The sequence below is a fragment of the Zobellella denitrificans genome (assembly GCF_002237365.1).
In the GTDB taxonomy this organism is placed as follows: Bacteria; Pseudomonadota; Gammaproteobacteria; order Enterobacterales; family Aeromonadaceae; genus Oceanimonas; species Oceanimonas denitrificans.
In genome coordinates this window covers 1-10,959 of the sequence record NZ_NMUO01000116.1, presented here as the reverse complement: position 1 = coordinate 10,959, position 10,959 = coordinate 1, and the positions used below count along the sequence as shown (strand labels likewise).

10 protein-coding genes are annotated in these 10,959 nt (G+C 62.9%); 4 read left to right on the top strand and 6 right to left on the bottom strand.

From position 1 onward, the window contains the following. From CGX12_RS17515 to CGX12_RS17490, 6 genes are all read right to left on the bottom strand, one after another. Positions 1-192, bottom strand: a 192-nt coding sequence (locus CGX12_RS17515) for a prepilin peptidase (RefSeq protein WP_142995667.1), incomplete at its 3' end; no start/stop codon positions are given. 57 nt (positions 193-249) lie between these two features. Beyond that, complete coding sequence (locus tag CGX12_RS17510) at positions 250-1,476, bottom strand: type II secretion system F family protein (RefSeq protein WP_094041121.1); 1,227 nt, start codon at positions 1,474-1,476, stop codon at positions 250-252. Positions 1,477-1,510: 34 nt separating this feature from the next. Further along, complete coding sequence (gene pilB / locus CGX12_RS17505) at positions 1,511-3,226, bottom strand: type IV-A pilus assembly ATPase PilB (RefSeq protein ID WP_094041120.1); 1,716 nt, start codon at positions 3,224-3,226, stop codon at positions 1,511-1,513. A 12-nt stretch (positions 3,227-3,238) separates the two neighbouring features. After that, a complete protein-coding gene (locus tag CGX12_RS17500) occupies positions 3,239-3,673 on the bottom strand; it encodes a pilin (RefSeq protein ID WP_094041119.1) in 435 nt (144 codons plus the stop codon). Between the two features lie 563 nt (positions 3,674-4,236). Continuing rightward, on the bottom strand, positions 4,237-5,079 hold the full coding sequence (gene nadC / locus CGX12_RS17495; protein WP_094041123.1) for a carboxylating nicotinate-nucleotide diphosphorylase: 843 nt from the start codon (positions 5,077-5,079) through the stop codon (positions 4,237-4,239). Positions 5,080-5,136: 57 nt separating this feature from the next. Continuing rightward, the gene (locus CGX12_RS17490) at positions 5,137-5,646 is read right to left on the bottom strand and encodes a retropepsin-like aspartic protease family protein (protein WP_217898205.1); all 510 of its coding nucleotides are present in this window, start codon (positions 5,644-5,646) and stop codon (positions 5,137-5,139) included. Positions 5,647-5,729: 83 nt separating this feature from the next. On the opposite strand from CGX12_RS17490, the gene ampD reads away from it, so the two are divergent. From ampD to CGX12_RS17470, 4 genes are all read left to right on the top strand, one after another. Next, complete coding sequence (gene ampD, locus CGX12_RS17485) at positions 5,730-6,275, top strand: 1,6-anhydro-N-acetylmuramyl-L-alanine amidase AmpD (RefSeq protein ID WP_094041118.1); 546 nt, start codon at positions 5,730-5,732, stop codon at positions 6,273-6,275. A gap of 326 nt (positions 6,276-6,601) precedes the next feature. Then, entirely contained in the window at positions 6,602-7,363 is a 762-nt protein-coding gene (gene pdhR / locus CGX12_RS17480; protein ID WP_094041117.1) for a pyruvate dehydrogenase complex transcriptional repressor PdhR, read from the top strand. 61 nt (positions 7,364-7,424) lie between these two features. Next, entirely contained in the window at positions 7,425-10,085 is a 2,661-nt protein-coding gene (aceE, locus tag CGX12_RS17475; RefSeq protein WP_094041116.1) for a pyruvate dehydrogenase (acetyl-transferring), homodimeric type, read from the top strand. A gap of 10 nt (positions 10,086-10,095) precedes the next feature. Beyond that, a partial coding sequence (locus CGX12_RS17470) for a biotin/lipoyl-containing protein (RefSeq protein ID WP_303396186.1) occupies positions 10,096-10,959 on the top strand: 864 nt, incomplete at its 3' end.

Below are 10,959 nucleotides of genomic sequence, written 5' to 3'. Positions count from 1 at the left end.
GGCCCGGCACAGGTTGAAGGGGGCGGTTTCGGGTGGGGGGCTGCCCTGGAACTCGGCGCATTCCCGCTCCCACTCCAGCTTCAGCATCAGCGGCAGGCGGTGGATCACCACGTTGAGGAAGCTGCCCACCAGCAGGCCCACCAGCATTACCAGGGAATACAGCAAAACGGTATTGTCGAGCAGTTGCGCCATTGTTGTTCCTAAGGGGATTGAACTTTGAAAGCAAGGCTTTCACCATGCTGCCCAGCTTCAGCGGATCACGCTACCCAGGTTGAAGATGGGAAGATACATGGCAATGACCAGGCCGCCAACCAGTATCCCCAATACCACCATGATAATGGGCTCGATCAGGCTGGTCAGGCCGTCCACGGCGTCGTCCACCTCCCGCTCGTAGATGCTGGCCACCTTGTTCATCATGTCGTCGATGGCGCCGGATTCCTCGCCGATCATCACCATCTGCACCACCATGTCGGGGAACAGCTGGGTGGAGCGCATGGCCAGGTTCATCTGCATGCCGGCGATGACCTCGTTGCGCATTTGCATGATGGCGCGGCGGTAGACCACGTTGCCGGAGGCGCCGGCCGAGGAGACCAGGCCTTCCACCAGCGGAATACCGGCGGAAAAGGTGGTGGCCAGGGTGCGGGCAAAGCGGGCCAGGGCCGCCTTGTGCAGTATCATGCCCACCACGGGAATACGCAGGATAAAGCGGTCGGTGGCGTCGCGCACCTTCTGGGACAGGCGCCAGGCGCGCACATAGAGAAACACAGTGGCGACCAGGCCGGCCAGCAGATAGAGCCAGGTATCCTGCATCCAGCGCGACAGGTTGATCACCAGCTGGGTAAAGGCGGGCAGGGTGGCGCCGAAGCCGGCGAAGATCTCCTCGAACTGGGGGATCACGAACAGCAGCAGTATGGAGGTGACCGCTATGGCCACCAGTATCACCATGGCCGGGTAGAACATGGCCTTCTTGATCTTGGACTTGAGCGCCTCGGCCTTCTCCCGGTAGATGGCGATCTGGTCGAAAATATGCTCCAGCGCCCCGGTCTGCTCCCCCGAGTGCACCAGGTCGCAGTAAAGCGCGTCAAACTGGCGGGGAAATTTTTTCAGGGCTTCCGACAGCGGGGTGCCCCCCTCCACGTCCGAGGCGATGATGCCGGTCAGCTCGCGGATGCTGCTCTTTTGGTAGGAGCGGGAGATGATCTGCAGGGTCTGCACCAGGGGCACTCCGGCACCCAGCATGGTGGCGATCTGGCGGGTGATCACGGCGATGTCCATCGGCTTGATGGCATCCCGGTAACGGGCCAGGATGCTCTGGCTGCGGCGGCGCACGCTGGTGGCGTTGACTCCCTGGCGTTGCAGCTCGCGCTTGACCGCCTGGATGTTCACCGCCTGGATAAAGCCGGACACCTTCTGCCCGCGCCGGTTGACGCCTTCCCACTTGTAGGGGTGGACCTTGTAGTTCTTTGCCGTTGCCATAGCGCATCCTTGTTATCGATAAGGCCGGCGGGCATCAGCCGCTGATGCGGTTGACCTCGGCCAGGCTGATGATGCCGAGCCGGGCCTTCTCCAGGGCGGAGCCGTGCAGGCTGACCATACCGTCTTCTTCGGCGGCTTTGGCCAGGGTCAGGGAGTTGGCGCCCTCCATGATCAGGTGGGCCAGTTTCTCGCTCATCGGCAACACCTCATAGATGCCGATACGCCCTTTGTAGCCGCCGGTGCAGCGGTTGCAGCCCACCGCCCTGTACAGGCTGACCCCCTGGGCCTGCTGCCCGGCCGTAAAGCCCAGGGCCTGCAGTTGTTCTTCCGGTACCTGCTCCGGCACCTTGCAGTGGGGGCACAGCTTGCGCGCCAGCCGCTGGGCCATGATCAGGGATACCGACGAGGCGATATTGTAGGCGGGCAGGCCCATGTTGCCGAGCCGGGTCAGGGTTTCGGCGGCGGAGTTGGTGTGCAGGGTGGACAGCACCAGGTGGCCGGTCTGGGCGGCCTTGACTGCGATTTCGGCGGTTTCCAGATCGCGGATTTCCCCCACCATGATGATGTCCGGATCCTGGCGCAGGAAGGCGCGCAGGGCGTGGGCGAAGGTCAGCCCGGCTTTGGGGTTGATCTGCACCTGGTTGATGCCGGGCAGGTTGATCTCTATGGGATCTTCGGCGGTGGAAATGTTGGCGGTGACGGTATTAAGGATGCTCAGGCCGGTGTACAGCGAGACCGTCTTGCCCGAGCCGGTGGGGCCGGTCACCAGTATCATGCCCTGGGGCTTGCGCAGGGCGCTCAGGTAGAGCTGTTTCTGCCGCTCGTCGTAGCCGAGCTGGTCGATGTTGAGCCGGGCGCCGGAGCTGTCGAGGATACGGATGACTATCTTCTCGCCCCACTGGGTGGGCAGGCTGTTGACCCTCATGTCCACCGACTTGTTGCGGGTCAGCCTGAGCTTGAGGCGGCCGTCCTGGGGCAGGCGGCGCTCGGCGATGTCCAGCCGGGCCATCACCTTGAGCCGGGCGGCAAAACGGGCGGCCAGGCCGACCGGCGGCGAGGCCACCTCGTGCAGCATGCCGTCGATGCGAAAACGGATACGGTAAAAGCGCTCGTAAGGCTCGAAATGCAGGTCGGAGGCCTCCTTGCGTACCGCGTCCAGCATGATCTTGTTGATATAGCGGACGATGGGGGCGTCCTCGTCGGCGCGGCCCAGCCCATCGTCCTGCTCCACCGGGGAGTCATCCAGCACCAGGCCGGCGATATCGGAGTCTTCGATATGCTCGAGATCCAGCACCCCGCTGCTGCCCCCCTGCTGCAGCCGGACCAGCATCTGCTGCAGCTTGTCTTCCTCCACCAGCAGGGCATCGGTCACCAGGTTGAAGCGGAAGCTGAAGTCTTCCAGCGCCGCCACATTGGTGGGATCGGACATGGCCAGGTAGAGCACCTTGCCCTGCAGGTAGATGGGGATCACGTGATGGCGTTCGATAAGATCCATGCCCAGGTACTGGGGCGGCACCTGATCCAGCTCGAAATCGTTGAGATCGATCAGCGGCAGGCCATATTCCTGCTCGCAAAAACGCGCCAGCTCGGCGCTGGACAGCAGCCGCTGCTCCACCAGCACGGTGCTGAGCGGCTTGCCCTCCTGCCGGGCCAGGGCCAGGGCCTGGTCCAGTTCGTCGGTCAGCAACAGCGAAGAAGCGGCCAGGCTTCTGGCCAGACCGCTTCTAATGGTATTGATGGGCATGGTCATATATTGGGTGGGTTAGCAATATGCTGCACCAACACAGGAGCCTCCTCTCTCCCACAAAAGATTGGATCCGGCACTAACAGCCGTGATTAAGGGAGATGGTGTTAATGTAAAATTGACATTATCTACTTCTGCTGTACCGGTCGCAGTAATGGTGCCATCAGTGCCCACTGCAACTGATGCTACAACTCCATATGGGTCAGGAGCAGCGCCATTGCCCGCGGATACGCAGTCAGTTGCCAAGTTACTGCCTGAATAGCCTTGCACACAGACTTCTATTGCTGTTTTTGCCGGCCCTACCGCAGCTATCACCTCACTAAATTTGGCTCTTTTGGTATAGCTCTGATAAGCCGGCAGGGCCACCGCCGCCAGTATTGCCACTATCGCCACTACAATCATCAGTTCGATCAGGGTAAAACCGCCCTGGCGGGTGCTGGTCTGGATTTTCATCGTCATCGTCCTTGATTGGAAAGTCCATGGGGTGAAGTGGACCGGGCCACCTAGAGATCTATAGCCAAGGCTCGGGGGTTTTGCACCCTTGGAGGAGGGAAAAGGGGCGGACATGGAAAGAGTGGATTCATTAGGGTCTTAAGTCGGCTGCGCCGATTTTTGGGGCGCGGGCGGCCCGCCCGCATGAAGGTGGCACCGAGGTTGGGAAGGTGCTCCACAACCCGTGAAGCTTGTTCTACCCAGATCCTCTTTAAACCCGTGGTGTGGCAGGCCAAGTCCGAGGGTTCGCGCTGCGCGCGAAGGCAGGCGGGCCGCCTGCGCTCCGCCAGCAGGTGCACCTCTGCAACTTAAAACTCAGGCTGTGACGATTTTTGGGGCGCGGGCGGCCCGCCCGCATGAGGGTGGCACCGAGGTCGGGGAAGGCACAGCCCAACCCGCGATGCCTGTGCTGCCCCGAGCCCCCTTAAACCCGTGGTGTGGCAGGCCAAGTCCGAGGGTTCGCGCTGCGCGCGAAGGCAGGCGGGCCGCCTGCGCTCCACAACCCGCGATGCCTGTTCTGCCCCTTAGCCTTCCACCCGCATCGACAGGTCCAGGGCGCGCACATGCTTGGTCAGCGCCCCCACCGAGATATAGTCCACCCCGGTGTCGGCGTAGTCGGCGATAGTCTCCAGGGTGACGTTGCCGGACACCTCCAGCCTGGCGCGGCCGGCGGTGGCGGTCACGGCCGCGCGCATGTCGGCCACGCTGAAGTTGTCCAGCATGACGATATCGGCGCCGGCCGCCAGGGCCTGCTCCAGCTCGGCCAGGGACTCCACCTCCACCTCCACCGGTTTTTCCGGCTGCAGCCGGCGGGCTTCGGCAATGGCCTTGTCGATGCCGCCGCAGGCGAAGATATGGTTTTCCTTGATCAGGTAGGCGTCATACAGGCCCATGCGATGGTTGTGGCCGCCGCCGCAGGTCACCGCGTACTTGAGCGCATGGCGCAGGCCGGGCAGGGTCTTGCGGGTGTCCAGCAGGCGGCAGCGGGTGCCGGCCAGGCGGTCCACGTAGCGGCGGGTGACGGTGGCCACGCCCGACAGGGTCTGGATAAAGTTGAGCGCGGTGCGCTCGCCGGTCATCAGCGCCCGGGCCGGGCCGGTCAGGGTGAGCAGGCGCTGGCCGGCCGTGACCGCGTCGCCGTCCTTTCCCTGCCAGTGCAGCTTTACCTCGCCGCCCAGTTGCAGGAAGGTCTCATCGGCAAAGGCCCGGCCGCAGAAAATGCCGTCTTCCCGGGTGATCAGGTGGGCGGTGACCTGCTGGCCCTCGGGCAGCAACTGGGCGGTGATGTCCTGCTTGGGGTCCAGGGTTCCCCCCAGATCCTCGGTCAGGGCCGCGGTCACATTGAAACGGATTTCTTGAGCCAGCATGGTGTTTTGCATCGAGCCTTACCTTAATTTCACGTCTTGTGGCGGAGGCTGCCCGGGTCAGGGCGCCAGGTGTTTTATGGTTAACTGGGAGCCCCGCTGGATCAGTTCGAACTGGCGCAGGGCGTTCATGCCGAGCAGCACTTCGCTGCCGTAGCTGGGCATGATAACGGCGTCCAGATCGTACAGGGTCAGCGGCCCCATCGACAATGTTTTAATGTGGGTGAGGTAGCCGGTCACCTGGCCGGCGGCGGTGTTGAGCAGCAGCGGCCGTCCCAGGGGCAGGGCCAGGCGCTCGGCCACCGGCCTGGGCACGGCCACCTGGGTGGCGCCGGTATCCAGCAGGAAGACCACGGGATCCCCGTTGATGGCGCCGTTCATCAGGTAGTGGCCCTGGCGGTTCTGCTCCAGCACTATGGTGCGGCTGTCGAGCAACTGCACCTGCTGGTTGGGGTTGTAGTCCCGCTCCAGCTTTTGCTGGAAAAACCAGGTCATCAGCACCAGGGCCAGTACCCAGGCCAGCAGCCACATGAGGCGTCCGGTTTTGCGCGGGCCGTCGTCGTCGGTCATGATGTTCTCCTCGCAAGCCTGCTTGCCGCACCGGGAGCATAAACTGTTAGTATACCCCCGGTGAAGTTCGCGTTGGGATCCCTATGCCTTTTCAGTTGACGCCTGCGGGCTGGCTCACGCCGGCCCGCCATTGTGCCTCCCCCCATTGGGACGAGCGCCCCCTGGGCGAGATATCGCTGCTGGTGGTGCACTGCATCAGCCTGCCGCCCGGCCGGTTTGGCGGCCCTTATATAGATGACCTCTTTATGGGACGTTTGGATCCCGCCGGGGATCCCTATTTTGCCGGCATCCACCAGTTGCGGGTGTCGGCCCACTGCCTGATCCGGCGCGACGGCGAGCTGGTGCAGTATGTGCCCTTCGACAAGCGGGCCTGGCACGCGGGTCTGTCCTGCTTCGAGGGACGGGAGCAGTGCAATGATTTTTCGGTGGGCATCGAGCTGGAAGGTACCGACACCGGCACCTATACCCATGCCCAGTATCACGTGCTGGCCGAGGTGAGCCGGCTGCTGATGGCAACCTATCCGGCCATCACTCCCGGGCGCATCACCGGCCATAGCGATATAGCCCCGGGGCGCAAGACGGATCCGGGCCCGGGCTTCGACTGGGCCAGGTTCAGGGCCATGCTCTGACCGTCGGTCCCGGCACGGCTTCCGGCCCGCTCCGGTGGGCCGGGTGCGCTTTTGTCGACCCGGGGCGCGGGCTTCGATGATGCGCCGCAATATCCGTTGTTACCTTATGCCGCCGCTGTGCTGATGCTCATCTTTCTTTGGTCTTACCAATTTTTCCACCTTGCGTTCCCGGTATTTTGGACTAGTCTAAATGTCCCTCCGCCGTTTTTCGGTATTTTACGACTTTTTTGTGTGCAATCCTGATCAAATAGTTGGACATTTATCCTCCGCTCTGATACCTTTTTTTAACAGTGTTAATTGGTCTTACCAATTTTAAGCCGGACTCAATGTCATATCAGCGCATCAAACAGCCGAAACTCGCCGACACCATCGCCGCCAAACTGGAGCAGATGATAGTGGAGGGCAGCCTGCAACCCGGTCAGCGGTTGCCGCCCGAGCGTGAGCTGGCGGAGCAGTTCGCGGTATCCCGGCCGTCGGTACGGGAGGCCATACAGCAGCTGGAGGCGCGCGGTCTGGTGTCCCGGCGCCAGGGCGGTGGCACCTATGTGCAGAATGCCCTGACCCAGGGACTGGCCGATCCCCTGTTCCAGTTGCTGGCCTCGCATCCGGAGTCGCAATACGACCTGCTGGAGTTCCGCCACACCATGGAAGGCATTTCCGCCTACTATGCGGCGCTGCGCGGCACCGAGGCGGATTTCGACGCCATCCGCGAGGCCCAGCAGGCCATAGTAAAGGCGCAGGAAAAGGGCGATCTGCCGGCCGAGGCCAAGGCCGCCGCCGAGTTCTACCTGGCGGTGGCGGCGGCGGCGCACAACGTGGTGCTGCTGCACCTGTTGCGGGCGATTCAGCCGATGCTGGAGTCCAGCATCCTGCGCAATATCAAGATTCTCAACCGGCGCGCCGGCATGGTGGAAAAGATCCGCGTTCATCGCGCCAATCTGATCCAGACCATTCTTGCCCGCGAGCCGGAACAGGCGAGGGACGCTTGTCACGAGCACCTGGCCTTTATCGAAGAAACCCTGCTCGACATCCAGCGCGAGGAAAGCCGCATCCAGCGGTCCCTGCGCCGGACCCGTCAGCAGGAATAACAATGCCTTCGGCAACGACGAAACCCATGGGCAGGTGCCCCAAACGAGATAGGAAACAGCCATGTCTGATATCCTGAAAAACGATGTGGATTCAGTAGAGACTCTGGAGTGGCTCGACGCCCTCGAGTCTTTGATCCGTCAAGAAGGACCTGAGCGCGCGCAGTACATCTACGAGCGTCTCACCACCAAGGCCATCCAGTCCGGTGTGGCCGTGGCCAGAAATGCCCACTCAGACTACGTCAACAGCATCCCCACCGACGAAGAGCCTGAATACCCGGGCAACTGGGATCTGGAGCGGCGGATCCGCGCCATCATCCGTTGGAACTCAGTCATGATAGTGCTGCGCGGCTCCAAGAAAGATCTGGACCTGGGCGGCCACATGTCTTCCTTCGCCTCCAGCGCCACCATGTACGAAGTGGCGTTCAACCACTTCTTCCGTGCCCGCAACGAGAAGGACGGCGGCGACCTGGTATTCTTCCAGGGCCACATCTCTCCCGGCATCTACGCCCGCGCCTTTGCCGAAGGCCGCCTGACCGAAGCCCAGCTCGACATGTTCCGCCAGGAAGTGGACGGCAAGGGCATTCCGTCCTACCCGCATCCCAAGCTGATGCCGGACTTCTGGCAGTTCCCCACCGTGTCCATGGGTCTGGGCCCGATCAACGCCATCTACCAGGCGCGCTTCCTCAAGTACCTGACCGACCGCGGCCTGAAGGACTGCTCCGAGCAGCGCGTGTACGCCTACCTGGGCGACGGCGAGATGGACGAGCCGGAATCCAAGGGTGCCATCACCATCGCCGCCCGAGAGAAGCTGGACAACCTGTGCTTCATCATCAACTGCAACCTGCAGCGCCTGGATGGCCCCGTGGTGGGCAACGGCAAGATCATCAACGAACTGGACGGCCTGTTCACCGGCGCCGGCTGGAACGTGGTCAAGGTGATCTGGGGCCGTCGCTGGGACGAGCTGATCGCCAAGGACAAGACCGGCAAGCTGATCCAGCTGATGAACGAAACCCTGGACGGCGACTACCAGACCTTCAAGTCCAAGGACGGCGCCTACGTGCGCGAGCACTTCTTCGGCAAGTATCCGGAGACCCTGGAGCTGGTGAAGGACATGACCGACGAGGAAATCTTCGCCCTCAACCGGGGTGGCCACGATCCGGCCAAGATGTTCGCCGCCTACAAGAAGGCCGCCGACACCAAGGGCAGGCCGACCGTCATCCTGGCCAAGACCATCAAGGGCTACGGCATGGGCGAGTCCGCCGAGGGCAAGAACATCGCCCACCAGGTCAAGAAGATGGACATGTCCTCGCTCAAGCACATGCGTGATCGCTTCAACATCGAAGTGAGCGACGAGGATCTGCCCAACCTGCCCTACCTCAAGATCGAGGAAGGCAGCCGCGAGCACGAGTACCTGCACACCCGCCGCCAGGCGCTGAAAGGCTATGTGCCCACCCGCCTGCCGCAGACCACCGTCAAGCTGGAGATCCCGGCCCTGAGCGAGTTCGCGCCCCTGCTGGAAGAGCAGAAGCGGGAAATCTCCACCACCATGGCGTTCGTGCGTTCACTCAACATCATGCTGAAGGACAAGTCCATCGGCGAGCGCATCGTGCCCATCCTGGCCGACGAGGCCCGTACCTTCGGTATGGAAGGCCTGTTCCGCCAGATCGGCATCTATAACCCCTACGGCCAGCAGTACGTGCCCCAGGATCGGGAGCAGGTAGCCTACTACAAGGAAGACAAGAAGGGTCAGATCCTGCAGGAAGGCATCAACGAGCTGGGCGCCATGTCCTCCTGGCTGGCGGCCGCCACCTCCTACAGCACCAACGACTGCCCGATGATCCCCTTCTACATCTACTACTCGATGTTCGGGTTCCAGCGGGTCGGCGACCTGTGCTGGGCGGCGGGCGACCAGCAGGCGCGCGGCTTCCTGATTGGCGGTACCTCCGGCCGGACCACCCTCAACGGCGAGGGTCTGCAGCACGAGGACGGTCACAGCCACATTCAGGCGGGCACCATCCCCAACTGCATCACCTATGATCCGACCTACGCCTATGAAGTGGCGGTGATCGTGCAGGACGGCCTGCGCCGCATGTACGGCGACAACCCGGAAAACGTCTACTACTACATCACCACCCTGAACGAGAACTATCAGCAGCCGGCCATGCCCGAGGGCGTGGAGGAAGGTATCCGCAAGGGTATCTACAAGCTCGAAACCGTTGAAGGCAGCAAGGGCAAGGTGCAGCTGATGGGCTCCGGCTCCATCCTGGTGGGCGTGCGCGAAGCGGCGCGGATCCTGGCCGAGGAATACGGCATCGGCTCTGACGTGTACAGCGTGCCTTCGTTCAACGAAGTGACCCGCGACGGTCAGGACGCCGAGCGCTGGAACATGCTGCACCCCACTGCCGAGCCGCGCGTGCCCTATATCGCCCAGGTGATGGGCAAGGCGCCGGCCATCGCCGCCACCGACTACATGAAGAACTACGCCGAACAGGTACGTGCCTTCATGCCGTCCGTCAGCTACAAGGTGCTGGGTACCGACGGTTTCGGCCGTTCCGACAGCCGTGAGAACCTGCGTCGTCACTTCGAGGTGAACAAGCACTACGTGGTGGTGGCCGCCCTCAACGAACTGGCCAAGCTGGGCGAGCTGGACAAGCAGGTGGTTGCCGACGCCATCGCCAAATACGGCATCGACGCCGACAAGATCAACCCGCTGTACGCATAAGGGGTAACACATGTCTAAAGATATTCTGGTGCCGGATATCGGCGCGGACGAGGTTGAAGTCACCGAGATCCTGGTGGCCGTGGGCGACACCGTGAGCGAAGAGCAGTCGCTGCTGACCGTGGAAGGCGACAAGGCCTCCATGGAAGTGCCGGCTCCCGCCGCCGGCGTGGTGAAGGAGATCAAGATAGCGGTGGGCGACAAGGTCGCCACCGGCTCGCTGATCATGGTGTTTGAAGCAGAGGGCGGCGCTGCCCCCGTGGCCCCGGCCGCCGCCGGCGTGGCCCTGAAAGAAGTACAGGTGCCGGACATCGGCGGTGACGAGGTGGAAGTCACCGAGATCGCCGTGGCCGTGGGCGACACCGTGGGCGAAGAGCAGACCTTGCTGACCGTGGAAGGCGACAAGGCCTCCATGGAAGTGCCCGCGCCCTTCGCCGGCAAGGTGGCCGAGATCAAGATCGCCGTGGGCGACAAGGTCAGCACCGGTTCACTTATCATGGTGTTCGAAGTCGCCGGTGGCGCCGCTCCGGCCGCCGCGCAGTCCCAGTCTCAGACTCAGGCGGAAGCGCCCGCCTCAGCCCCGGCCGCGACCGGCTCCGTCGTCCGTGACGTCAACGTGCCCGATATCGGCGGTGACGAAGTGGAAGTCACCGAGGTGATGGTGGCGGTGGGCGACAAGGTGGCCGCCGATCAGTCCATCCTCACCGTGGAAGGCGACAAGGCCTCGATGGAAGTACCCGCGCCCTTCGCCGGCGTGGTCAAGGAAATCAAGGTCGCCGCCGGTGACAAGGTATCCACCGGCTCCCTGGTGATGGTGTTCGAAGCCGAGGGCGCCGCCCCGGCTGCCGCGCCTGCCGCCGCTCCCAAGGCCGAAGCC